The organism is Hymenobacter metallilatus (genome assembly GCF_003944705.1).
Lineage (GTDB): Bacteria > Bacteroidota > Bacteroidia > Cytophagales > Hymenobacteraceae > Hymenobacter > Hymenobacter metallilatus.
In genome coordinates, this window is record NZ_RWIS01000005.1 from 1 (window position 1) to 24501 (window position 24501).

Below are 24501 nucleotides of genomic sequence, written 5' to 3' on the forward strand. Positions count from 1 at the left end.
CTTGCCACTGCGAGTCAGTAAGGGGTTGGTAGCCATCAACCATAATGCCCGTGGAAGCCTAGGAACTCCCCGCGCAACTTACTGACTCGTTTCTTTTTAGCCCCTACCTAATTCCCAAACACGCTCTTACTGGGTAATAGGAGCGAAGAGATTAAGGCTTGGGTGCATCAATTCGGCGCAGCTGAAGATTACGTAATTATTGATGACGACCTCTCAATAAATGGTTTGCCCAATTATATTAAAAATAGATGGGTGATGACTAAGCCAATGATTGGGTTGAATAAGGAAGCAACTAGTAAGGTATTAAGTATTCTGCTAGGTCAGACCATGTAGAAGGAGCTAGGAATCTAACGCAGTAGTATTGTAACACCTTCCTACCTTACCAGCTTCAACGCCACCTCCCGAAGCTGATGCCCCGCCTCTCCTTTCTTGCTGCGCTGCTGCTGGCAGCCGTTCCCACCTTCGCCCAGAAAGCCAAGCCCACCGAAAACCTGGTGCAGTACGCCAAGCCGCTGGTGGGCACGTCCCGGATGGGGCACACGTATCCGGGGGCCACGGTGCCCTTCGGCATGGTGCAACTCTCGCCCGATACCGACACCATCGGCTACGAGCTGAATGGCAAGTACAACCCCCGCGTGTACGAGTACTGCGCCGGCTACCAGTACGCCGATAAAACCATCGTCGGTTTCTCGCACACCCACTTCAGCGGCACCGGCCACTCCGATTTAGGCGACTTTCTGGTGATGCCCACCATCGGCCCACTCCAGCTCAACCCCGGCACCGCTGACCAGCCCGAGCGGGGTTTCCGCTCCCGGTTTTCGCACCAGAACGAGGTGGCCGAGCCGGCCTACTACCGCGTGAAGCTCGATGACCACGACATCCTGGCCGAACTGACGGCCTCCAACCGCGTGGGCATGCACCAGTACACGTTTCCGCAGTCGGAGCAGGCGCACATTATCCTGGACCTCACGGCCGGCATCTACAACTACCCCGATAAGAACGTCTGGACGTTTGTGCGGGTGGAAAACGACACGCTCGTGACCGGCTACCGCCAAACCCACGGCTGGGCCCGCACCCGCACCCAGTACTTCGCCATGAGCTTCTCGAAGCCGTTCGTGAGCTACGGCAGCCGCAACCTCTCCAAGAAGCAGGTGTACCGGGGCTTCTGGGGCCGCTTCGACCAGAGCCAGAACTTCCCCGAGCTGGCCGGCGAGCAGCTGCGGCTGTTCTTCGATTTCAAGACCACGGCCGGGGAGAAGGTGAAGGTGAAAATGGCGTTGTCGGGGGTGAGCACCGAGGGGGCGCTGCGCAACATGCGGGCCGAAATTCCGGGCTGGGATTTTGAGGCCGTGAAGCGGGCCGGGCAGGCGCAGTGGCAGCAGGAGCTAGGCAAAGTGGTGGTGGAGTCGCCGAAACGGGTGGACAAGGAGAACTTCTACACGGCCATGTACCACGCCGCCCTCAGCCCCACCACCTACATGGACGTGGACGGGCAGTACCGGGGCCTCGACCAGAACATTCACCGGGCCGAGGGCTTTACCAACTATACTACCTTCTCGCTCTGGGACACCTACCGCGCCCTGCACCCGCTCTATAACCTGTTGCAGCCCCGGCGCAACGCCGATATGGTGCAGTCGATGCTGGCCCACTACGACCAGAGCACCCTGCACATGCTGCCCATCTGGAGCCACTACGCCAACGAAAACTGGTGCATGATTGGCTACCACTCGGTGCCGGTCGTCGTGGATGCCGTGCTCAAAGGCGTGGTGCCCGCCAGCCAGGCCCAGCGCGCCCTCGATGCCTGCGTGGCCACCGCCCACCAGCCGCGCTTTGACGGCATCAGCTTCTACGAGCAGCTGGGCTACGTGCCCGAGGACAAAAGCGGCTCCTCGGTGTCCAAAACGCTGGAATACGCCTACGACGACTGGTGCATTGCCCAACTGGCCAGGAAGCTGGGCAAAATGGACATCGAAGCCGAGTTCAGCAAGCGGGCCCAGAACTGGCAGAACGTGTACGACAGCCGCATCAACTTCATGCGGCCCCGCCTCGCCGACGGCTCCTTCCGCCCCCGCTTCGACGTGCTGAGCACCCACGACCAGGGCTTCATCGAGGGCAACGCCTGGAATTACAGCCTCTACGTGCCGCAGGATCCGGCCGCACTCATTGCCAAAATGGGCGGCGAAAAGAAGTTTCTGCCCCACCTGGATTCGCTGTTCACCATGCACCTGCCGGATAAGTTCTTCGCTGAAACCGAGGACATCACCCGCGACGGTATCATCGGCAATTACGTGCACGGCAACGAGCCCGCCCACCACGTGGCCTACCTCTACAACTGGACGCAGCAGCCCTACAAAACCCAGGCCCGCGTGCGGATGATTCTGCCCAAGATGTACCGCCCCACCCCCGACGGCCTCGGCGGCAACGACGACTGCGGGCAGATGTCGGCCTGGTACATTTTCTCGGCCCTGGGTTTCTACCCCGTAGCCCCCGGCTCCCCGGAGTACGCCCTCGGCAGCCCCGCCGTATACGGCGCCACCATTAACTTGGAAAATGGCAATACCTTCCGCATCACCGTCAAAAACCAAAGCGACAAAAACGTGTACGTAAAGGAAGCCCGCCTCAACGGCCAGAAACTCACCCGCCCGTTTTTGCAGTATGCCGATGTGGTGAAGGGCGGGGAGTTGGTGTTTACGATGACGGGAAACCACTAATAATTCAGGCGGTGGTCTAAATCGTGGTTTTGCTATCTTGTGTGATGCTACAGACTACCCTTACCTGTGCTAAATGTGGGAGCACGGCCTTGCGCAAAAATGGGCATAGCCACGGCCACGCCAAGTATTTGTGCACGAGTTGCCGCCACCAGGCGGTGTTTCAGCCAGCGGCCCCGCGCAAAGCGGCCCAGTATGCGCAGGTGGAAAAGCTGCTCCTGGAGCGGGTGTCGCAACGGGCCATTGTGCGCCTGACGGGCGTAGCGCGGATGACGGTGGCCAAACTGGCAAAAAAAAGCGCAGACCCGTCCGAGCAGTAGCCCGCTGCCGCACCGGCCGAAAGAGCTGGAATTGGATGAGCTGTGGACGTTTGTGGGGCGGAAACGGCGCAAGAAATGGCTCTGGCTGGCTGTGGAGCGGCACACGCGGCGCATCGTGGCCTGGGTGCTGGGCAGCCGGGGCTGTGCTACCGCCCGGCGCCTGTGGCGGGCGCTGCCCGCCCCCTACCGTACGGGTACGTGGTACCACACGGATGAGTGGGAAGCTTACCGGGGCGTGCGGCCGGTGCGGGCTCACCGGGCGCATCCGAAAGGCAGCGGCCAAACCAGCATCGTGGAGGCCATCAACTGCTCCTTGCGCCAGAAGTGCGCCGTGCTGGTGCGCAAGTCCTGCTCGTTCAGTCGCTGCTTGGCCATGCACCACGTGCGTATTCAACTCGTCATTGACGAGCATAATCGACGATGCACCATCACTTAGACCATCACCTAATATAGAGCAAGATCAAAAATTAGAAAATGGACGAGCCACAAAACGAAACTCCAAACCAATCATCCGTAGCCACTCCCAAAGTGACGGGCATCGGCGGTATTTTCTTTTTCTCCGACAATCCGAAGGAAACGCGGGAGTGGTACGCCAGCAACCTGGGGCTGGAAGTCAACGACTGGGGCTCCACGTTTGAATCCCGGAGTGTGGACAAACCGGAGGAGGTAAACTCGCTGCAATGGAGCCCGTTCCAAACCGGCAGCGACTATTTCGCGCCTTCCACCAAAGGCTTCATGATTAACTACCGGGTACAGAATATTGAAGGGCTGGTGGCGCAGCTGAAAGCCAACGGCGTAACGGTGCTGGATGATATTGCCAGCTACGACTACGGCAAGTTCGTGCACATTCTGGATGCCGATGGCAATAAGGTGGAGCTGTGGGAGCCTGCAGGCTAGGCTGTGTCTAGAAATCGTTCGAAACCTATTAAACGTCATGCTGAGCGGAGTCGAAGCATCTCTGCCGCTTCGTTGCATTGTGCTTGCGAAGCGGTGGAGATGCTTCGGCTGCGCTCAGCATGACCGTTTCAGCATCTTCAGATACAGAGCAGATAAATAAAAACAAGAAGCCCCGCCTCACACCCGAAAAGGTGCAAGGCGGGGCTTCTCCACTCGCTAAATACGCTATTCGTTGCCGGTGAAGCTCGGGGTGCTGATGCTGCGGTTTTTGTTGCGGTTGTAGAGGTAGGCCGCGCCGGCGGCCAGCAAAGCCCCGCCCAATAGTTTATTGTTGAGGCCGCCGGAGCGCGGCGCGGCACCGTAAGTATCAGCAGAATTAACAGTTTTACGGCCGCCAAACAGGCCCGACAGCAGGCCACCCAGTGTACCGCTCGGGCGGTTAGAACCAAAAATGCTCATGTTTGACAAAGGAAATGGTGGAGTCCGTATAACGCAGGCCGCTGCTGCGCGGTTGTCCGGGTTTCTCCCGGTAGCTTTAGGCCCATCTGTTTCTGCTCTTTCCGCTTTTGCCCTCATGAAACTTCCCATCCTGCTGATTTTTCTGGCGTTCATTACCGCTGCCCGTGCCCAGACCGGCCCGGTTAAGGTAGAAATCCGCCAAGCCCAGGGCCGCTACCAACTGCTGCGGGCCGGCCAGCCCTACTTTATTAAAGGCGCGGGTGGCGGCCAGTTTCCGGAGCGGGTACGGGCCTACGGGGGCAACTCTTTGCGCACCTGGGGCACCGATGGTGCCGATAAGGTGCTGGCCCAGGCCCGCAAAAACGGCCTCACCGTAATGCTGGGCCTGGACGTGGCCCGGGAGCGGCACGGCTTCAACTACAACGACCCCCAGGCAGTAGCCGCGCAGCTGCAGAAAATCAGGGCCGAGGTGCTGCGCTACAAGGACGACCCTGCCGTGCTGTTCTGGGGTATTGGCAATGAGCTGAACCTGGAGTACACTAACCCCAAGGTGTGGGACGCCGTGGAGCAGATTGCCCGCATGATACATGAGGTGGACCCCAACCACCCTACCAGCACCGTGCTGGCCGGCTGCAACCCCCAGGAGGTGGCCTACATCAAGCAGCGGTGCCCGGCCGTTGATATTCTGAGCATCAATACCTACGCCGGGCTGGCGGCCATACCGCAGCAGGTGCGCGCCGCCGGCTGGGCCGGGCCCTACGTGGTAGCCGAGTGGGGCCCCACCGGCCACTGGGAAAGTCCCGTTACGCCCTGGAAAGCCTCGGTGGAGGAAACCAGCAGCCAGAAAGCCGACGTGTACCAAAGCCGCTACGAGGCCTCCGTGCAGAAAGACACCACCCAATGCCTGGGTACCTACGTGTTCCTATGGGGCCAGAAGCAGGAGCGCACGCCCACCTGGTACGGCATCTTCACCGAGGACGGGAAGGAATCGGAGGTGGTGGACGTGATGCAATACCTGTGGAGCGGCCAATGGCCTACTAACCGCGCCCCGCACCTGGCCTCCTTCACCCTGGATGGCAAGCCGGCCACCGGCAATGTATACCTGCAGCCCGGCAACAAGTATCCGGTGCAGGCCGTCGTTACCGACCCCGATAAGGACCGCCTGACCTACCGCTACGAGCTACTGCCCGAAAGCACCGATCTGAAAAGCGGCGGCGACCGGGAAAGCCGCCCCGCCGCCATTGCCGGGGCCCTACCTGCCGGTGCCAAGGCCGTAACCACCCTCACGGCTCCCGCAAAGGAAGGGGCCTACCGCTTGTTCGTGTACGCCTACGATGGGAAGGACAACGTGGCTACGGCTAATATTCCGTTTTATGTGCGCGGCAAATAATGCAGCCGGACTTTTTGAGCAGACTGATTGTTGGTCGTAGGCGCGGCACCCAGGCGTCGTCAGGAGGGTAGCATTCCGGGTCGGGCTAGGGGGAGGGGGGGCTGGGCGCAAACTCCCTTCCTACCACAATCGATTACAGAGTTTATTTTCAGCCTGAAGGGCGAAAAGTGGGGGAGGTGAAGCTCCGGAGAATCTATATTTGACGCTATAGGACTGCTTTAGTAGCCGCTGGCCAGCCCCGCCCGGGGTAGGATAAGTCCGGCGGCCATCTGCTGGGCATTGCCTGTCTGTTCCTGGTTGCGGCCGTAGTTATCTGGCCGGCCGCGCGTCTACCCATCTTCACCCTTCCCGCCCGTGCTGTTCAAAAAATCAGCTTCCCTGTTTCCTGTGGTATCGGCCGTGGCTGTGCTACTGCTTGGCGCTTGTGAGAGTAAGCGTGCCGAGACTACGGCCGCCGCCCCGGAAACCACCCCGGCCGCTGCCGACACTACCGGCCGCCGCTATCTGGCCCAGCCGCTGGTAAAGAACATCTACACCGCCGACCCCTCGGCCCACGTCTTCAACGGCAGAATCTACATATACCCTTCGCACGACATCGAGACGGGAATGCCGGAGAATGACAACGGGGACCATTTCGCCATGCGCGACTACCACATTCTGTCCATGGACAGCATAGGGGGCAAGGTCACCGACCACGGCGTGGCGCTGGATATCAAGGATATTCCCTGGGCCGGCCGCCAGTTGTGGGCTCCGGATGCGGCCTTCAAAAACGGTACCTACTACCTGTATTTTCCGGTGAAGGATAAGCAGGATGTGTTCCGTATTGGGGTAGCTACCAGTCAGTCGCCTACGGGCCCATTCAAGGTTCAGCCCCAGCCCATGGCAGGCAGCCTCAGCATCGACCCGGCCGTGTTTACCGATACCGACGGTAAGACCTATATGTACATGGGCGGTATCTGGGGCGGACAGCTGCAGCGCTGGCGCAGTGGCAAGTACGACGCCAGTAACCCCAAGCTGCAGGAGCCCGGCCCCCAGGAAACGGCACTGGGACCCAAAATGGCCCGCCTCAGCAACGATATGCTAACCCTGGCGGAGCCTGTAAAGGAAGTGCAGATTCTGGGTCAGGATGGCAAGCCCTTCCGCTCCGGCGACAATACGCACCGCTTCTTCGAGGGCGGCTGGATGCACAAGTACAACGGCAAGTACTACTTCTCCTACTCCACCGGCGACACTCATCTGCTGGTGTACGCCACCGGCACCTCGCCCTACGGTCCCTTTACCTACCAGGGCGTCATCATGAACCCGGTAGAAGGCTGGACCACCCACCACTCCATTGTGGAGGTGAACGGCAAGTGGTATATTTTTTACCACGACACTCAGCTCTCGGGCAAAACCTGGCTGCGCAACGTGAAAGTAACCGAGCTCAAGCGCCACTCCGACGGCCGCATCGAAACTCTCAACCCCTAGGTTGGCGCGCTAGGCGCACCAATAAAAATGAAAAGCCGTCATTCCCAGCGGAGCCAGGGAATGACGGCTTTTCGCTTCCGTTTGGCAGCGAATCGTCCAAGAATTAAATATCCAGCTTAAAATACTCCGCTTTTTGCTTTGAGCTCTTGGCCTTCAGGGAGGATTGGCGAATAACCAGGTCGCCGGTAATAACGAAGGTGCGGGGCTGGAAAGCCTCTTTTAGCTGTACCTGCTCCAGAAACAGCCGGGCGGCCTGCTGCCCAATGCGGTAGGGGTGAAGGTTCACCGTTGTCAGGCCGGGCTCAATCATGGAGGCCATAAACTCGTCGCCGAAACCTACCACCGCCATGTCATCCGGTACCCGGACGCCCCGCTCTTTCAGGGCCACCAGCAAGTCGAAGGCGTTGGTGTAGTTCACGGCAAAAATGGCGTCGGGGGGCTCCGGCAGGGCCAGCCAAGTATCTAAGGCTGCCACCGCCGACTCGGGCCGGAAGTGGATGTGGGCGCGCAGCTCATCCAGCACGGGCAGGCCGTGTTTGAGCAGGGCGCTGCGGTAGCCAGCCAGGCGGTTCTGGCTAATGAGCAGGCCCTCGGGACCGGCCAGAATGGCAATACGCTGGGCGCCCTGCTCAATGAGGTGCTCCGTAACGGCAAAGGCTCCGTTCCAATCGTCCAGAATCACCTTGGCCGTATCCACCTCATTGCACACCCGGTCAAAGTGCACAATAGGAATCCCTCGGGTGGCGGGCTGCTTTACGTGGTCGAAGTTTTCGGTTTCGCGGGAGTGGCAGATCAGCAGCCCGTCGACGCGGCTCGCAATAAGAGCCTGCACGTTGCTGACTTCCATTTCGTACGATTCCTTGGACTGGCAGATCATTACGCGGTAGCCGGCCTCGCCTACCACTTGCTGAATTCCGCTTACGGCCGTGGCGAAGAAGGGCCGCTCAATATCTGGTATGACTACCCCAACGGTACGGGTTTCGCTGCTTTTCAGGCTTTGCGCCAGTAGGTTGGGCTGATAATCGAGCTGGCGGGCTACCTCCATGATGGCCCGGCGGGTGTTGATATTGATATCGGAGTGCCCATTCAGGGCCCGCGACACGGTTGAGGGAGCTACGCCCAACTCCCGGGCCACGTCGCTGATGGTGGTTTGACGGCGCTTTTTTTCGGGTACTACCACGCCCTTCTCATCCGTGAAATGATAGTTGCAGGCCTTGCAGTGGTAGCGCTGCCGCCCCCGGATGAAACCAGCCCGCATCACAGAATCGGGGAGGTGGCATTTCGTGCATCTGACCATAAGCGTAAATTGAATTATTTCAAAGGTGTCTAGTGGCGCAATGAAAAGCAAGCCCGCTGCCTCATTTCAGATTATGCAAGTAAGCTAGGAATTTTTTTTGCTCTTCCTAGATGAGTAGCAAGCTACCGAAAACGTTTTCGAAAACGTTTTCGGTATTTTATCTTGAAAAACAGCCGTTTGAAAGGTTTTTTGATAGCTCACCTATCTTGATGGATGTTCTATATTCGATAGTAAGTACTCCCTAACCCCTATACGTGCCGCTTTACAACTTGGTACTACACGAGTAGGTAGAGTAGGGTAATAATTGAATTTTTCTAATTCAGGCTTCTGGTCTTCGTTATGTTGCACACCATGCGCTGGTTTGGTCCTCAGGATCCGGTTCCGCTTCATTCTATCCGGCAGGCGGGGTGCACGGGTGTGGTTACGGCCTTGCACCAGGTGCCAGTAGGAGAGGTATGGCCGGTGGCGGAAATCCGGCGCCGCCAGCAGCTGATTGAGGCCGACAACGCGCAGTACTCGCCCTTGCACTGGGCCGTAGTAGAAAGCCTGCCAGTGCACGAGGATATTAAAAAAGGCCGGCCCGAGCGGGCCCGGTACATTGCCAGTTACCAAGCGTCGCTGCGCAACCTAGCTGCCTGTGGCATCCGCACGGTGTGCTACAACTTTATGCCGGTGCTGGACTGGTCGCGCACCAACCTGCGCTACCAGATGCCCGATGGCTCCCGCGCCTTGCGCTTTGTGTGGCAGGATTTTGCGGTGTTCGACCTGTGCATTCTGGGTCGCCCCGGCGCGGAGCAGGATTACGAAGCCGCAGTGGTCGAGGCTGCCCGCTCCCAGTTTGCCACGATGAGTGAGGCCGAAAAAGCGGAGCTGACAAGCAACGTGCTGCTGGGCCTGCCCGGCTCAGAGGAAACCTTTCAATTGGCCGATTTTCAGCGGGTGCTGGATGAATACGCCGCCGTGGATGCCAAGGCGCTGCGCGAGAACCTCCACTACTTCCTGCGGGAAGTGGGGCCGGTGGCCGAGGAAGTCGGCGTGAATCTGTGCATCCATCCCGACGACCCGCCGTTTCCGCTGCTGGGCCTGCCCCGGGTAGTAAGCACCGAAGCCGACCTGCTGGGTTTGCTGCAGGCCTACGACTCGCCGGCCAACGGCCTCACGTTCTGCACCGGCTCCCTGGGTGTGCGCCCCGATAACGACCTGGCGGGCATAGTGGAGCGCCTTGGGCACCGCATTCATTTTGTGCATCTGCGCGCCACCAAGCGTGAGGAAAACCCGCGCAACTTCCATGAGGCCGACCACCTGGCCGGCGACGTGGATATGTACGCCGTGGTGCGTGCCCTAGTACAGGAGGAGCTGCGCCGCGCCGCTAATGGCCAGGAAGATGCCCAGCTGCCCATGCGCCCCGACCACGGCCACCAGATGCTCGACGACCTGGAAAAACGCACCTACCCCGGCTACTCGGCCATTGGGCGGCTGCGGGGGCTGGCTGAGCTACGGGGCCTGGAGCTGGGCGTACGCCGGGCCCTGGCCGAAGCCCCACCTGCTACCGCCGACTACCGGGACAGGACTACTGCCCGCTTCGTTTAACCGCTCCTTACTTGCCTTTCTACCCATGCTGCTCCGGCTTCTCTTCTTACTTCTGCTGGTTATCGGCCCCCAGGCCGGGGCGTGGGCCGATGACGGCTACCGCCTGTGGCTGAAGTACGACCAGCTGCCGGAGGCAGGGCTACGCAAGGAGTGGCAGGCACAGACCAACAGCATCCGTATCGATCAGAATGTGGGACCCACCCTGCAAACCGCCGCGCACGAGCTGCAACTCGGGCTGCAAGGCTTGCTGGGACGCCCGGTGCCGGTAGGGGCGGCACCGGGCGGCAAGGGCCACCTCCGCCTCCGCGTAGCGCCCGATGCCGCACTGGGCCAGGAAGGCTACCGCATCAGTTACCAGAACGGTGGGCTGGAAATCACCGGCTCTACCGAAACGGCGGTGCTCTACGGCTGCTTTGCCCTGCTGCGGCAGGTGCAAACCGGACAGCGCCCCGCCGGCCTCCGCCTCAGCAGCCAGCCTCGCATTCGGTACCGCCTGCTTAACCACTGGGATAACCCCAACGGCACCGTGGAGCGCGGCTACGCCGGTTCCAGCATCTGGAAGTGGCAGGAGCTGCCCGAGGTGCTCGACCCACGCTACCAGGACTACGCCCGCGCCAACGCCTCCATTGGCCTCAACGGGGTGGTGCTTAACAACGTCAACGCCTCAGCCCGCTACCTCACGCCCGAGTACCTGCGCAAAGTGGCGGCCGTGGCTGGCGTGCTGCGCCCCTACGGCCAGCGGGTATACCTCTCGGTGCTCTGGGCCGCGCCCAAAGTGATTGGGGGGCTGAAAACCTCCGACCCCCTCGAGCCGCAGGTGCAGGCGTGGTGGAAAGCCCGCACCGACGAAATCTACAAGACTATTCCCGACTTCGGGGGCTTTCTGGTGAAGGCTAACTCCGAGGGCGAGCCGGGCCCCCAGGACTACAGCCGCACCCATGCCGACGGGGCCAATATGCTGGCCCGGGCCCTTGGCCAGCACGATGGCATTGTAATGTGGCGTGCTTTCGTATACAAAGCCGGCAGTGGCGACCGGTTCCGGCAGGCCTACGAGGAGTTTCAGCCACTGGATGGCCAGTTTGCCGACAAGGTGCTGGTGCAGGTGAAAAACGGCCCGATTGACTTTCAGGCCCGGGAGCCGTTTCACCCGCTGTTTGGGGCTATGCCCCGCACTCCGCTGGTGCTGGAAGTGCAGCTTACGCAGGAGTACCTGGGCTTTGCCACCCACGCTGTGTATTTGGGGCCGCTGATTAAGGAGTGTTTGGAGGCCGATACGCACCGGCAGGGCCCTGGCTCCACGGTGGCGAAGGTGGTGGATGGCACACTGGAAAAGCACAGCCTCAGCGGTATTGCGGGCGTGGCCAACATTGGCTCCGACCGGAACTGGACCGGCCACCCGGTGGGGCAGGCTAACTGGTACGCTTTCGGGCGGCTGGCCTGGGACCATACGTTGCGCTCCGAGGACCTGGCCCGGGAATGGACCCGCATGACGTTGACCCGGGAGCCGGCCGCCGTAGCTGCTATTCTGCCCTTACTCAACCAGTCGCGGGCCATATACGTGCGCTACACCACGCCCCTGGGGCTGCACCACATCATGGGCCAGAGCCTGCACTACGGCCCCGAGCCCTGGCTGTCCCAAAGCGCCCGGCCCGACTGGACCTCAGTGTACTACCACAAAGCCGATGCCCAAGGGCTGGGCTTCGACCGCACCGCCACCGGCTCCGATGCCCTGGCGCTGTACGCCCCTGGTGCCCGCCACCTGTGGGCCAACCCTGCTACCTGCCCGCCCGATTACCTGCTCTGGTTTCATCATGTGGGCTGGGGGCAGCCGCTAAGCACTGGCCGTACCCTCTGGGACGAGCTAACCACCCGCTACTACTCCGGCACCGACTCAGTGCGCTGGATGCAGCAGCAGTGGGAGCTGGCCAAACCCGCCCTGGACCCGCAGTTGTACGCCGATGTGGCCGCCCGCCTGCGCGTGCAGCACCGCGAGGCCCAGTGGTGGCGTGATGCCTGCGTGCTCTACTTCCAAGAGTTTGCCCGGCGGCCGTTGCCGCCCACGCTTACCCCACCTGCCCGGCCCCTGGCCGAAATCAAGGAGCTGGTCGACATCTACCAGCTGCGCTAATCCACTGCCTTATCATCTCCCGCATGGCACAACTCAACTCCCTTGTTTCGGCACAGCCCCAGCCCAACGGGCAGCACCATTCCAACCCGTTTTCCCTGGAAGGCAAGCTGGCCCTGGTAACCGGCGGCGGCACCGGTATCGGGCTGGAAATTGCCCGCTGCATGAGCCTGGCCGGGGCTACGGTCATCATTACGGGCCGCCGCGAGGCCGTGCTGCAGGAGGCCGTAGCCGATCTGGGCAGCTCGGTGCATTACCTCACCAACGACGTGTGTGAGCTGGACCAGCTCGACGGCCTCGTAAACCACATTGAGGCTAGCTACGGCCCCATTGACATTTTGGTAAACAATGCCGGAGTGAACATGAAAAAACCAGCCCTGGAAGTAACGGACGCCGAATTCAACCGCATCATTCAAACCAACCTCAACGCTGTGTTTGCCCTTACCCGGGCCTGTGCCCGGCACATGGTGGCCCGCAAAAGCGGCGTGATTCTGATGATTTCCTCCATGGCAGCCTACTATGGTATTGATCGGGTAGTAGCCTACGCCGCGTCCAAATCGGCGGTGGAGGGAATGGTGAAGGTGCTGGCCTCGGAGTTTTCCAAGGACAATGTGCGGGTAAATGCCATTGCCCCCGGCTTCATCGAAACCGAAATGAGCCGCACCGCCATGAACTCCGACCCTGACCGCCGCGACCGGGCCATGCGCCGCACGCCCATGGGCAAGTTCGGTCAGCCCCAGGATATCGGCCACGCCGCCGTGTTCCTGGCCTCCGAGGCGGCCCGTTACATCACCGGGGCTTCGCTGCCCGTGGATGGCGGCAATTCCATCGGCTTTTAGCCAACGGCTTTCCTCTGCTTAAACATCCCACAGTTTAATTCCCACAGTTCATGTACACACCACTACGCAAAACGGCCCTGGGCCTGAGCTGGCCGCTCCTAACGGCCGTTGGCTTTCCGCTCGCCAGCTCGCTGCTGCCAGCCGGCAGCGCGTTTGCTCAAACGGGGCAGACGATTTCCGGTAAAATCACCAGTCTGGATACCGGCGAGGGGCTGCCGGGCGTGACCATCATTCAGAAGGGAACCACCAACGGTGTTTCCACCTCGGCCGATGGCAGTTTCACGCTGACCGCGCCCCAGGGCAGTACGCTGGTGATTAGTGCCATTGGCTTCAACAGCCAGGAGGTACAGGTGTCAGGTAGCTCGCTGTCCATTCGATTGGCTACCAACACTACGGCCCTTAACGAGGTGCAAGTGGTGGGCTACGGGACGCAGAAGAAAAGCCAGGTAACGGGCGCTATTTCGTCGGTGAGCGAGCAGGCCCTGCGCGACGTGCCGGTGGCCAACATCGGGCAGGCACTGCAGGGCCGTGCGGCGGGCGTCAACATCAGCAGCGCCAATACCACGCCCGGGCAGGCCCCGGTGATCCGCATCCGGGGTAACCGCTCCTTTGCCGGCTCCAACGACCCGCTGCTGGTAGTGGACGGCGTACCCTTCGACGGCAGCCTGAACGATTTGAACCCCGACGACATTACCTCACTGGAAGTGCTGAAAGATGCTTCCTCGACGGCTATTTACGGGGCCCGCGGCGCCAACGGCGTTATCCTTATCACCACCAAGCGCGGCAAAGCCGGTGCCCCCCGCGCCACCTACAGCGCCTACTACGGCGTGAAGAAAGCCTACGGGCGCTACGACCTGCAGAACGGGCAGGAGTACTTCAACTTCCGCTCGGAGGCCTTCCGGGCCGCCGGCCTGGACCCGAACACGGCCGCCGGCTTCCTTACCGACGACGAGAAGGCCAACCTCGCCGCCGGCCGCGACTTCGACTACCAGGACCTGCTGTATCAGAACGGCCGTATCCAGAACCACGCTCTGGGCCTGAGCGGCGGCACCGAGCAGACCCAGTACTCGGCCTCGCTGGGCTATTACGATGAAACTGCCATTGTGCCGGTGCAGGGTATCAAGCGCTACTCCCTGCGCGGTACCCTCGACCAGCAGATCGGCAAGCGGGTAAAGGCGGGGCTGAACACGCTCAATACCTTCACCCAGCAGAAAGATCCGGGTCTGAACAATATGTACAACATATTGACCTCCAGTCCGCTGGCTACGCCCTACAACCCTGATGGTACGCCCAAGCTCTACCCCGTAGACGGCGAAACTGCCTACGCAAACCCGCTGACCAACTATATCCCTAATGGCCGCCTGGACCAGCGCCGGCGCATCCGCACGTTCAACAGCCTGTACGCGCAGGTGAACCTGCTCAAGGGCCTCGACTACCGCTTTAACCTGGGCCTGGACGCCCGCGCCGAGTTCAACGAAAACTTCGGGGCCAGCGGCACTACCATCCGCGGTAACCAGCAAAGCGCGGCGGGGCGCTCCACCAACACGGCGTTTAACCTACTGGCCGAGAACCTGCTGCTTTACAACCGCACGTTCGCCGAAAAGCACGACGTGAACTTCACCGGCCTCTACAGCTGGCAGGGCTTCCGCAACGATGGTTTCGGCACCGGTGCCCAGAACCTGCTGGCCAACTACCAGCTGGCCTCTAACCTGGGCACCGGCACCCCCACCTCGGCCACCAGCTTCGAAGGGAAATGGGACATTATTTCCTACATGGGCCGCCTCAACTACGCCTATGACAACCGCTACTCCATCACGGCTACGGTGCGCGTGGATGGCTCCTCGCGCCTGTCGAGTAACATTTACCGGGCTTTTCCCTCGGCGGCCGTGGCCTGGAACCTGGCCAATGAGTCGTTTATGCAAAGCCGCAGCTGGATCAGCAGTCTGAAGCTGCGCGCCAGCTACGGCCGCACCGGCAGCACCGCCGTAAACCCCTACCAGACGCTCGGCTCCCTCGGCACGGGCCTGGGTAACGGCTATTATAACTTCGGCGCAACCGGGGTGGCGGGCGTGCGCCCGGCCAGCATCCCGAACCCCAACCTGGGCTGGGAATACACCGGTACCACCAACTTTGGCCTCGATTTCGGCTTCTTCAACAACCGCGTAAGCGGCTCTATTGAAGTGTATCAGCAGCGCACCAACGACCTGCTGCTGCCCGATGCCCTGCCCACTTCCAGCGGCTACGGCTCGTTTACGCGCAACATTGGCAAAACCCAGAACCGCGGCTTAGAGGTGAGCCTGACCACGGTGAACGTGCGCACGGAAAGCGGCTTCGAATGGTCGTCGGACTGGAATTTTACCCGCAACCGCGAGCAGGTGCTGGATCTGGGCCTGGGCCTGGATGAAAGCGGCAACCAGCGCAGCGACATCAGCAACCAGCGCTTCATCGGCCAGCCGCTGTACGTGTTCTACGACTACAAGTACGCGGGCATCTGGCAGGCAGATGAGGCCGCCGCCGCCACGCGCGCCGGTACCCGCGTGGGGCAGGTGAAAATTCAGGACCTGAACGGCAACGGGGTGGTGGATGCCGGCGACCGGCAGATCATCGGCTCGCGCCAGCCCAAGTTTGAGGCTGGTACCACGCAGCGCTTCCGCTTTAAGGGCTTCGACCTGAACGCCGTGGCCCTGACCCGGGTAGGTGCTACCATCATCGACCCGGTGCTGTACTCGCCTGCCTACTTCACTACCTACAGCGGCCGCCGCAACCAGGTGAACCTGCCGTACTGGACGCCCGCTACCCCGGGCAACCGCTACCCGCAGCCCAACCAGAGCTACTTCGGTGACTTTGTGCCCAACGCGCAGTCGCTGGCCTACCTGAGCGGCACCTTCATCAAGGTGCGCAGCATTGATCTGGGCTATACCCTGCCGCAAAGCCTCGTGAGCCGGGCCAAGATGAGCACGGCCCGCATTTACGTGCAGGTGCAGAACCCGCTGATCTGGTCGCCGGAAGAGTACTTCAAAAATAACAAAGCCATTGACCCCGATGCGCTGTCGTACTCCACGCGCTTCAGCGGCAGCACCGCCGTCAACAACGGCATCGCCTTCGCCGAGGGCGACCTGAACAGCGGCGTGAACAACGGCCTGGCCGGCCGGGGCGTGAACTACCCCACTACCCGCTCCTTTATTGTGGGCATCAACGTGGGCTTCTAATTTCTTCCCTCAACTTTTCCGGCGCTCCGGCGCCTCTTCTCCTATGAAAAAGCTACTTCTTACCGGTACGGCTCTGGCGTTGCTGCTGGCAGCTACCAGCTGCGACAAGGACACCCTAGTGGAAGACCCCCGCTCGGTACTGGTGCCCGGCTTCTTTGGTACCCCCGACGGCATTCAGGCCGGACTGGTGGGTGTATACTCGGGCCTGCGCAACGTCACCGCCGACCAGGGCGGCTCGAACTTTATGTCGCAGGGAACCGATGAGTTCATGCGCGGCTTTGGTGCCTCCAATGGTTTCGAGGACTACAACGCGGGCGAGATGAGCTCGACCAACGGCACCGCCACCAACCTCTGGAACGCCTTCTACGGCAACATTAACACGGCCAACGGCGTGCTGCAGTACGCCGGCACGGTGCAGGGACTGTCGCCGGCCGCCGTGAACCAGATTGTGGCCGAAACCAAGGTGCTGCGCGCCTGGAACTACTTCTACCTGGTGCAGTCTTTCGGCGACGTGCCGCTGATGCTCAAGTTTGTGGACACGCCCACCAAGGACATTGTGCGGGCCCCGCTGGCCGACGTGTACAGTGCCATTATTACGGACCTGAACGATGCCCTCAACCCCACTACAGGCATTGCCAATACGGCAGCCCAGCCCGGCCGCGTGACGCGCGCCACGGCTCTGCACCTGCTGGCTAAAGTGCACCTGACCCGCGCCACCTCCTCGGCCCGCGCCGCCGACGACTACGCCAAGGCGGCTCAATATGCTGAGGAACTGATCCGAGATGCCTCCAAGTATGGCAAGGGGCTGGAAGCCGATCCGGGTCTGGTATTCGCCGAAGGCAATGAGAACGGCAGAGAGGTACTGATGAATGTGCAGTTCAATGCCGACCCTGTGTTCACGGGCATTTCTGATAACGGGGCAGGCGGCGCCGGCCAGAACCAGACCAACTTTCTGTTCCGGGTGCGCTACGACCTGCTGCCGAACGTGGCCCGCAGCATCCAGTACGGCCGTCCTTTCGGCCGCCTGGGCTCCACACCCTACCTGCTCGACTCCTACAAGCTGGCTTCGGAAACTACGCCGCGGCAGTGGCGCACCACCGATACCCGCTACGCCAAGTGGTTCTCCACGCTGTGGCTGGTGAACAGCGTGGGTGGTAACGGCGGCACGGCCTTCAACCCCCGCGCCGTGGTGGGCGACACGGCTGCCTGGTATGCCGGCCGCGAGCTGACGGCCGCCGAGCAGGCCCGCATCAACAGCCGCCCCAACGGCCGCTTCGTAGTGGGCACGCCCAGCACCTACACCACCAACTTCTCGCCCTACATCAACAAGTATGACGATGCCACCCGCGCGGCCGTCAATAACAGCTCCGACCGGCCGCTGATTTTCTACCGCTTGGCCGAAACCTACCTCATTGCAGCCGAGGCCAATATGTACCTGGGCCGGACCACTGAGGCCGTGAACCAGCTCAACATCATCCGCCGCCGCGCCGCCGCGCCCGGCCGCGCCGCCCAGATGGAAATTACGGCTACACAGCTGAACATCGACTTCATTCTGGAAGAGCGCACCCGCGAGCTGTGCGGCGAGTTTACCCGCTGGTACGACCTGGTGCGCACCGGCAAGCTGGTAGAGCGCGTGAAGCGGTATGTGCCGGCCTACGTGGGCTCCAAACCCTCGCCCATCCCCGGCGGCACCGACCAGTACGGCTCCAACGCGGCCCGCAACATCCAGCCCTTCCACGTGCTGCGCCCCATTCCGCAGCAGGAGATTGACCGCACCAGCGGTAAAATCACCCAGAATACCGGCTACTAAATCTGGTTCGGACGGGGCCTCCTTTCCGTTGGGAAGGAGGCCCCCAGGCCGTGCCGCGGCTTTTGCTTCTTCCTTATACCTGCTTCCCCTTCTTCTATGCGCCACCCACTTACGCTCACCACCGTGTTCCGTTCCGCGCTGCTGACGGCTGGCCTGCTGGCCGCCGTCAATGGCGCTACGGCCCAGGTGCGCCTGCCGCGCCTGGTAAGCAATGGGATGGTGCTCCAGCGCGACGCGCCGGTGCGCATCTGGGGCTGGGCCGCAAAAGGAGAGAGGGTGAATGTGGCCTTTCTGGGCAGAACCTACCAGGCTACTACCGGCCCTGATGGGCAATGGCGCGTGACGCTGCCGGCCATGAAAGCCGGCGGACCCTACGCCATGACCATCAAGGGCAGCAACCAGCTGGAGCTGACTGATATTCTGGTGGGGGACGTGTGGCTGCTCTCGGGCCAGTCGAACATGGAAACGCCCATGAGCCGGCTGCGCGACAAGTACCCCGCCGTTATTGCCCAGGCGGCCAACTCCCGCATCCGGCAATTTGAGGTGCCTATGAGCTACGCCTTCCAGCAGCCCCGCGCCAATGTAACGGGCGGCAAATGGGTGGCAGCCGACCCGCAAACCGTGCTGCAGTTTTCGGGGGTGGGCTACTTCTTCGCCAAGGAAATCAACGCCAGGTACCAGGTGCCGGTGGGCCTGATTAAGGATGCCGTGGGCGGCTCTCCGGCCGAGGCCTGGCTAAGCGCTGCAGCCCTGCGCCAGTTCCCCACCTACGAGCAGCAAGGAGCCAGATACCGGGACAGCCTGCTGGTAGCCAATACCAAGCAGCGCGAAAGCGCCGCCGTGGCCGACTGGTACAAGCAGCTCTACCAGGCCGACCAGGGCGAGGCCCGGGGCCAGCAGAAATGGTCGACCCCGGAGTACGACGCCAGCGCCTGGGCCACCATGAATGTGCCCGGCTACTGGGCCAGCCAGACGCCGCTCGGGCCCGTAAACGGCGTGGTGTGGTTTCGTAAGGAAGTGGACGTGCCGGCCGCCATGGTAGGCCAACCCGCCCGCCTGGAGCTGGGTACGCTGGTCGATGCCGATTCTACCTACATCAACGGGCAGCTGGTGGGCACTACTGGCTACCAGTATCCGCCCCGCAAATACGAGGTGAAGCCGGGCGTGCTGAAAGCCGGCAAAAACGTGGTAACAGTGCGCCTCATTAACAATGGCGGGCGGGGCGGTTTCACGCTCGATAAGAGCTACCAGCTCACGGCCGGCGGCCAGACCCTGGATTTGCGCGGGCCCTGGCAGTACAAGTTGGGCGCTACCATGCCGCCCACGCCCGGCACCACCACGTTTCAGTACCAGCCCGGCGGCCTCTACAACGGCATGATTGCGCCCGTGCTGCCTTACGCCATCAAGGGCGTGCTCTGGTACCAGGGCGAAAGTAACACCGGCCGCCCCCAGGACTACCAGGCCCTGATGACCAGCCTGATTGCTGATTGGCGCGCTCATTTTCAGCAACCCAAACTGCCGTTCCTGTACGTGCAGCTGGCCAACTTTATGGCCGTGAAGCCGGAGCCCGGCGAGAGTGGCTGGGCAGCAGTGCGTGACGCCCAGCGCCGCACCCTGGCCGTGCCCCACACCGGCATGGCCGTTATTACCGACGCCGGCGAGTGGAACGACATTCACCCCCTGGATAAGCAGACGCCCGGCCACCGCCTGGCCCTGGCAGCCCAAAAAGTAGCCTACGGCGACGCCAAAGTGGTTTCCTCGGGGCCCCTGTATCAGGAAATGCAGGTAACCGGCAACAAAGCCACCCTCAGCTTCACCAGTATCGGGGGGGGCTTGGTGGCCAAAGGCGGCCCGCTCAAGGGTTTCGCCGTGGCTGGGCCCGACAAGAAGTTTGTGTGGGCTGAGGCCCGGATTGAGGGCAGGAAAGTGGTGGTCTGGAGCGACAAGGTGCCTGTGCCGGCCGTGGTGCGCTACGCCTGGGCCGACAACCCCGAAGGTGCCAACCTCTACAATCAGGAAGGCCTGCCCGCCTCACCCTTCTCCACCGAGCCCGACCCCGCCTCCGGTGCCACTGGCCGCCTGTAACGCCTTTATTTTCCTTCTATTCAACTAGCTGGTTTCTCATGCTGTTTGCCGCCCCACAGTTGCGCAAAATAGGTCTGGTGAGTGTGGCCCTGCTGCTGGGGCTGCGGCTGGGGGCGTTTGCCCAGCCCGCGGCAGCACCTATGCCCGTCCGCTACCTCGACCCCAGCCAGCCGCTGAACGTGCGCGTGCAGGACCTGATTTCCCGGCTCACGCTGGAAGAAAAGGCCGACCAGATGATGTACAATAGCAAGGCTATTGAGCGGCTGAATATCCCGGCCTACAACTGGTGGAACGAGGCCCTGCACGGCGTGGGCCGGGCGGGGGCGGCCACCGTGTTTCCGCAGGCCATTGGGCTGGGCGCCACGTTTGATGAAGACCTGGCCCTGCGCGTATCCACGGCCATTTCCGATGAGGCGCGGGCCATGTACAACGCGGCCGTGGCCAAGGGCTACCGCCAGCAGTACAGCGGCCTCACGTTCTGGACGCCCAACATCAACATCTTCCGCGACCCGCGCTGGGGCCGGGGACAGGAAACCTACGGCGAAGACCCCACCCTCACCGGCCGCCTAGGCGTGGCCTTTGTGCAGGGCCTGCAGGGCAATGACCCGCGCTACCTCAAAACGGCTGCCTGCGCCAAGCACTTTGCCGTGCACAGCGGCCCCGAGAAGCTGCGCCACGAGTTCAACGCCGTAGCCTCGCCCCAGGACTTACAGGAAACCTACCTGCCCGCCTTCAAGCGGCTCGTTGATGCCAAAGTAGAAGCCGTGATGTGCGCCTACAACGCCACCAACGGTGAGCCGTGCTGCGGCAACCAGTACCTGCTGCAGGACGTGCTACGCCGGCAGTGGGGCTTCCGGGGCCACGTAGTGTCCGACTGCTGGGCGCTGGTGGATTTCTACCAGGGGCACAAAGTGGTGAAAACGCCCGCCGAAGCCGCCGCGCTGGCCCTGGAGCGGGGCGTGAACCTGAACTGCGGCAGCGTGTACCCCTTCCTGCCCGAAGCCGTGCAGAAAGGCCTCACCACCGAAGCCCGGATTGACAGTTCCCTGGCCGTGCTGCTGCGCACCAAGTTCCGGCTGGGCCTGTTCGACCCGCAGGGCAGCACCCCGTTCGATAAGCTTACGCCCGCCGTCATCAACAGCCCCGCACACCGCGCCCTGGCCCGCGAGGCGGCCCAGAAGTCGATTGTGCTGCTCAAGAACAACGGGGTGCTGCCGCTGCGTAACGACCTGGCCAAGTACTTCGTGACCGGTCCTAACGCCGCCACCCTCGATGCGCTGCTGGGCAACTACTACGGCGTAAATCCGGAGATGAAAACCGTGCTGGAAGGCCTGGTGGGCGGCGTAAGCCCCGCCAGCCAGGTGCAGTACCGTCCCGGTGCCCTGCTCGACCGGCCCAACCAGAACGGCATCGACTGGGTGAGCGGTACGGCGCGCGGGGTAGACGCTACGTTCGTGGTGCTGGGCATTAACGGGCTGCTGGAAGGGGAGGAAGGCGAGTCCATTTCCTCGCCCACCTTCGGCGACCGGCTCGACTACAACCTGCCCCAAAATCAGCTGGATTTTCTGCGCAAGCTGCGCGACAAGAACTCCAGGCCCATTGTGGCCATCATTACCGGCGGCTCGCCCATGAACCTGAGCGAGGTGCACGAGCTCTGCGACGCTGTGCTGCTGGTTTGGTATCCCGGCGAGGAAGGCGGCAACGCCATTGCCGATGTAGTATTCGGCAAGGTGTCGCCCTCGGGCAAGCTGCCCATCACCTTCCCCAAAAGCCTCGACCAATTGCCGGCCTACGAAAACTACAGCATGGCCGGCCGCACCTACCGCTACATGACGCAGGAGCCGATGTACCCCTTCGGCTACGGCCTGAGCTACGCCAAATTCGAGTACAGCAACCTGAAGCTGCCTAAGAAGGCGGCCCGCAACCAGTCCGTGGAAGTGGAGGCTACCGTGCGCAACACTGGCAAGATGGCCGGCGAGGAAGTGGTGCAGCTCTATCTCACCCACGCCCCGCGCCCGGGCCGGCAGGTGCCGCTCTACGCCCTCAAACACTTCCGCCGCGTGCTGCTGCAGCCGGGGGGCAGCACCACCGTGCGCTTCACGCTCACGCCCGCTGAGCTAGCCCTGATTGACGAGCAGGGCAAGGCAGTGGCCGCCACCGGGGCCGTTACTGTGTGGGTGGGTGGCGCGCTGCCAAGTGCGCGGAGTACGGCCCTGGGCGCCAGTCCGGCCGCGCAGGGCCAGGTAGTAATGCGCTAACTGCTACTTCCTTCCCGACCTCTCGTTACGTTCCAGTTTCCCACGCCCGCCCTCAATCTGACCTTTCTTCTGATCTGTCCACGGCTGCTACTCGGCGGCACACTCCCACCAAACCATGAATCGTACCGCTACCTTGTTTTCCGGCCTGCTTGGGCTGCTCGTGCTAAGTGCCGCGCCGGCGGCATTGGGCCAGAATACGCCCGTGTCGCAGCAAGCTGAATCGGGCGCGTTGGGCGCCGACTGGCAAAACCTGAACGCCAGCGGCGTACAGTACGTCACGATTACCCCAACGGCAACCATCAACGCCCAAAACCCGGGTACGGCCGCGCGAGTTGTTTCCTACTCCGTAACATTCCCCGGCCCTGGTACTTACGATTTGTATGTGCGGATGCGGGTAAACGCGGGCGGAGCCAATGACGACAGTTTTTACTACGCCAACGGCTTTGGCACCAAGTCGCCCTCCGCTGACACCGACTGGATTACCTGCAACAACCTGTTCAACGTGGGGTACACCGGCGGCAGCCTGCCCGTTGATAATCAGGGCTCGGCAGGCACCGGCGTATGGAAGTGGGTGAACATGTCGAAGTACAGCTACAGCGAAACGCCGGTTTCCTTTACCGTGCCGGCCGGAGCCCTGACGCAGACGTTTCAGCTAGGGGCCCGTGAGGACGGGTTTGATATCGATAAGCTGGTATTTGGGCAAACGGGCCTGTATTTCACCCCGGCTCAGCTGGACGCCGGCCAGCAGGGCACTACTACGCCGCCTACCACGTTTACCCCCGCTGGCCCTCCCATGGCCCAGGGCAAGTCGAAATACCTGGGTGGTATATACAGCACGGCCCAAAAGCCCTTCTTCAACCGTTACTTCAACCAGGTAACCCCCGAAAACGCCGGTAAGTGGGGCGCTGTGGAAGCTACTCGTAACCAAATGAACTGGGCGGAGCTGGACTCGGCCTATAACCTGGCCCGACGCAACGGCTTTCCGTTCAAGCTGCACACCCTCATCTGGGGCCAGCAGCAACCCATCTGGATTGAAACCCTCCCGGCGGCCGAACAGCTGCTGGAAATTCGGGAATGGTTTCAGGCCGTGGCCCAGCGCTACCCCAACATCGACCAGATTGAGGTGGTAAACGAGCCCACCAACGACCTGCCGCTGAACGGTTCCACGGGCAACAACGGCCCCAACACGCCCGGCAGTGGGGCTGGTAACTATTACAATGCGCTGGGTGGGGCTGGTACTACCGGTTGGGACTGGGTGATAACTTCTTTCCAGCTGGCCCGCCAATATTTCCCCAACTCCCAGCTCCTCATCAACGACTACGGGGTGATAAGCTACACAACCAATACCCAGCGCTACCTGGATATTGTGAACCTGCTGGTGGCCCGCAACCTGGTAGATGGGGTTGGTATCCAGGGCCACGCCTTCGAAACGCGCAACATTCCTGTTGCCACGCTTACCACCAACCTGAGCGCTTTAGCTGCGGCCGGCAAGCCGCTGTATATCACGGAGCTGGATATTGATGGCGTTAACAGCAGCAACCAGCTCGATGATGCCGTGCAGCTGGCCGAATACCAGCGCGTGTTTCCGGCGTTGTGGGAGCATCCGGGGGTGAAGGGCATTACGCTTTGGGGCTACCGGCCCGGCCACTGGCGCACGGCCCAGGGCGCCTACCTGGCCAACGACGACAACACGGAGCGTACGGCTTTGGTATGGCTGAAAAACTACGTGCGCACCACCATTCTCAAAAACCGCAGCAGCCAGCAAACCCTCGTTCAGCTGTACCCAAATCCGACCCAGGATGGCCGCATCACCCTCACCGGCACCCAGCGTATTGTACACGTGCGTATTGTAGATATGCAGGGCCGCAGCGTATACACGCAGGCCCTGCACCAGCAGTCCACTTTTGCCCTGCCCGTACAGCTGGGGGCAGGCCTTTACGCCGTACAGCTTACTGAGCAGGATGGAGGCCTGATAACCAGTAAGCTGCTGGTGCAGTAGTCAGGTACGGCGGCACACTTTCCCGGCTGCGTCGCCCATTGCCGCCTG

17 protein-coding genes are annotated in these 24501 nt (G+C 61.8%); 15 read left to right on the top strand and 2 right to left on the bottom strand.

Going from position 1 to position 24501, the window contains the following annotated elements; translation table 11 throughout:
- Positions 1-129: 129 nt before the first annotated feature.
- The 5 genes from EI290_RS22995 (at position 130) to EI290_RS08740 (ending at position 3925) form a co-directional block, all read left to right on the top strand.
- Entirely contained in the window at positions 130-333 is a 204-nt protein-coding gene (locus EI290_RS22995) for an HAD domain-containing protein (RefSeq protein ID WP_394343527.1), read from the top strand.
- A 77-nt stretch (positions 334-410) separates the two neighbouring features.
- Positions 411-2711 (top strand): GH92 family glycosyl hydrolase, encoded by a 2301-nt coding sequence (locus EI290_RS08725; protein WP_125428786.1) that lies wholly within the window; start codon positions 411-413, stop codon positions 2709-2711.
- Between the two features lie 44 nt (positions 2712-2755).
- Positions 2756-3028 carry an IS1 family transposase gene (locus EI290_RS08730; RefSeq protein WP_125428788.1) on the top strand — a complete coding sequence of 91 codons (273 nt, stop codon included), beginning with the start codon at positions 2756-2758 and terminating at the stop codon, positions 3026-3028.
- Positions 3029-3053: 25 nt separating this feature from the next.
- Positions 3054-3464: an IS1 family transposase gene (locus EI290_RS08735; protein WP_246008912.1), complete on the top strand. Its 411-nt coding sequence runs from the start codon at positions 3054-3056 to the stop codon at positions 3462-3464.
- A 38-nt stretch (positions 3465-3502) separates the two neighbouring features.
- Positions 3503-3925: a VOC family protein gene (locus tag EI290_RS08740; RefSeq protein ID WP_125428792.1), complete on the top strand. Its 423-nt coding sequence runs from the start codon at positions 3503-3505 to the stop codon at positions 3923-3925.
- 225 nt (positions 3926-4150) lie between these two features.
- Here the strand turns inward: EI290_RS08740 and EI290_RS08745 are convergent, their stop codons facing one another.
- Entirely contained in the window at positions 4151-4384 is a 234-nt protein-coding gene (locus EI290_RS08745) for a hypothetical protein (RefSeq protein ID WP_125428794.1), read from the bottom strand.
- Positions 4385-4499: 115 nt separating this feature from the next.
- Here EI290_RS08745 and EI290_RS08750 point away from each other — a divergent pair, with 115 nt between their 5' ends.
- Entirely contained in the window at positions 4500-5774 is a 1275-nt protein-coding gene (locus EI290_RS08750) for a glycoside hydrolase family 2 TIM barrel-domain containing protein (protein ID WP_125428796.1), read from the top strand.
- 354 nt (positions 5775-6128) lie between these two features.
- Positions 6129-7241 (top strand): glycoside hydrolase family 43 protein, encoded by a 1113-nt coding sequence (locus EI290_RS08755; protein WP_246008900.1) that lies wholly within the window; start codon positions 6129-6131, stop codon positions 7239-7241.
- A 103-nt stretch (positions 7242-7344) separates the two neighbouring features.
- Here EI290_RS08755 and EI290_RS08760 read toward each other — a convergent pair whose 3' ends face one another.
- Positions 7345-8499, bottom strand: coding sequence for a substrate-binding domain-containing protein (locus EI290_RS08760; protein WP_246008901.1), 1155 nt, complete (start codon positions 8497-8499; stop codon positions 7345-7347).
- A gap of 378 nt (positions 8500-8877) precedes the next feature.
- Between EI290_RS08760 and uxuA the strand changes: the two genes are divergently transcribed.
- The 8 genes from uxuA to EI290_RS08800 all read left to right on the top strand — a co-directional run bounded on the left by uxuA (position 8878) and on the right by EI290_RS08800 (position 24453).
- A complete protein-coding gene (uxuA, locus tag EI290_RS08765; protein WP_246008902.1) occupies positions 8878-10128 on the top strand; it encodes a mannonate dehydratase in 1251 nt (416 codons plus the stop codon).
- 25 nt (positions 10129-10153) lie between these two features.
- A complete protein-coding gene (locus EI290_RS08770) occupies positions 10154-12256 on the top strand; it encodes an alpha-glucuronidase family glycosyl hydrolase (RefSeq protein WP_125428800.1) in 2103 nt (700 codons plus the stop codon).
- A gap of 23 nt (positions 12257-12279) precedes the next feature.
- A complete protein-coding gene (locus EI290_RS08775; RefSeq protein WP_125428802.1) occupies positions 12280-13092 on the top strand; it encodes an SDR family NAD(P)-dependent oxidoreductase in 813 nt (270 codons plus the stop codon).
- Positions 13093-13142: 50 nt separating this feature from the next.
- Entirely contained in the window at positions 13143-16301 is a 3159-nt protein-coding gene (locus tag EI290_RS08780) for a SusC/RagA family TonB-linked outer membrane protein (RefSeq protein WP_125428804.1), read from the top strand.
- A gap of 43 nt (positions 16302-16344) precedes the next feature.
- Positions 16345-18111, top strand: a complete 1767-nt coding sequence (locus EI290_RS08785) for a RagB/SusD family nutrient uptake outer membrane protein (RefSeq protein WP_125428806.1) — start codon at positions 16345-16347, stop codon at positions 18109-18111.
- Between the two features lie 96 nt (positions 18112-18207).
- A complete protein-coding gene (locus tag EI290_RS08790) occupies positions 18208-20196 on the top strand; it encodes a sialate O-acetylesterase (RefSeq protein ID WP_125428808.1) in 1989 nt (662 codons plus the stop codon).
- Between the two features lie 38 nt (positions 20197-20234).
- Positions 20235-22454, top strand: coding sequence for a glycoside hydrolase family 3 N-terminal domain-containing protein (locus EI290_RS08795; protein WP_125428810.1), 2220 nt, complete (start codon positions 20235-20237; stop codon positions 22452-22454).
- A 115-nt stretch (positions 22455-22569) separates the two neighbouring features.
- Entirely contained in the window at positions 22570-24453 is a 1884-nt protein-coding gene (locus EI290_RS08800; protein ID WP_125428812.1) for an endo-1,4-beta-xylanase, read from the top strand.
- Positions 24454-24501 lie beyond the last annotated feature (48 nt).

What these genes read in the sequence shown, in the direction of transcription:
- EI290_RS08725 (WP_125428786.1), top strand. Translation starts at nt 411, where the DNA reads ATGCCCCGCCTCTCCTTTCTTGCTGCGCTGCTGCTGGCAGCCGTTCCC.
- EI290_RS08740 (WP_125428792.1), top strand. Translation starts at nt 3,503, where the DNA reads ATGGACGAGCCACAAAACGAAACTCCAAACCAATCATCCGTAGCCACT.
- uxuA (WP_246008902.1), top strand. Translation starts at nt 8,878, where the DNA reads ATGTTGCACACCATGCGCTGGTTTGGTCCTCAGGATCCGGTTCCGCTT.
- EI290_RS08775 (WP_125428802.1), top strand. Translation starts at nt 12,280, where the DNA reads ATGGCACAACTCAACTCCCTTGTTTCGGCACAGCCCCAGCCCAACGGG.
- EI290_RS08745 (WP_125428794.1), bottom strand. Translation starts at nt 4,384, where the DNA reads ATGAGCATTTTTGGTTCTAACCGCCCGAGCGGTACACTGGGTGGCCTG.
- EI290_RS08730 (WP_125428788.1), top strand. Translation starts at nt 2,756, where the DNA reads ATGCTACAGACTACCCTTACCTGTGCTAAATGTGGGAGCACGGCCTTG.
- EI290_RS08780 (WP_125428804.1), top strand. Translation starts at nt 13,143, where the DNA reads ATGTACACACCACTACGCAAAACGGCCCTGGGCCTGAGCTGGCCGCTC.
- EI290_RS08795 (WP_125428810.1), top strand. Translation starts at nt 20,235, where the DNA reads ATGCTGTTTGCCGCCCCACAGTTGCGCAAAATAGGTCTGGTGAGTGTG.
- EI290_RS08750 (WP_125428796.1), top strand. Translation starts at nt 4,500, where the DNA reads ATGAAACTTCCCATCCTGCTGATTTTTCTGGCGTTCATTACCGCTGCC.
- EI290_RS08790 (WP_125428808.1), top strand. Translation starts at nt 18,208, where the DNA reads ATGCGCCACCCACTTACGCTCACCACCGTGTTCCGTTCCGCGCTGCTG.
- EI290_RS08760 (WP_246008901.1), bottom strand. Translation starts at nt 8,499, where the DNA reads ATGCGGGCTGGTTTCATCCGGGGGCGGCAGCGCTACCACTGCAAGGCC.
- EI290_RS08770 (WP_125428800.1), top strand. Translation starts at nt 10,154, where the DNA reads ATGCTGCTCCGGCTTCTCTTCTTACTTCTGCTGGTTATCGGCCCCCAG.
- EI290_RS08785 (WP_125428806.1), top strand. Translation starts at nt 16,345, where the DNA reads ATGAAAAAGCTACTTCTTACCGGTACGGCTCTGGCGTTGCTGCTGGCA.
- EI290_RS08800 (WP_125428812.1), top strand. Translation starts at nt 22,570, where the DNA reads ATGAATCGTACCGCTACCTTGTTTTCCGGCCTGCTTGGGCTGCTCGTG.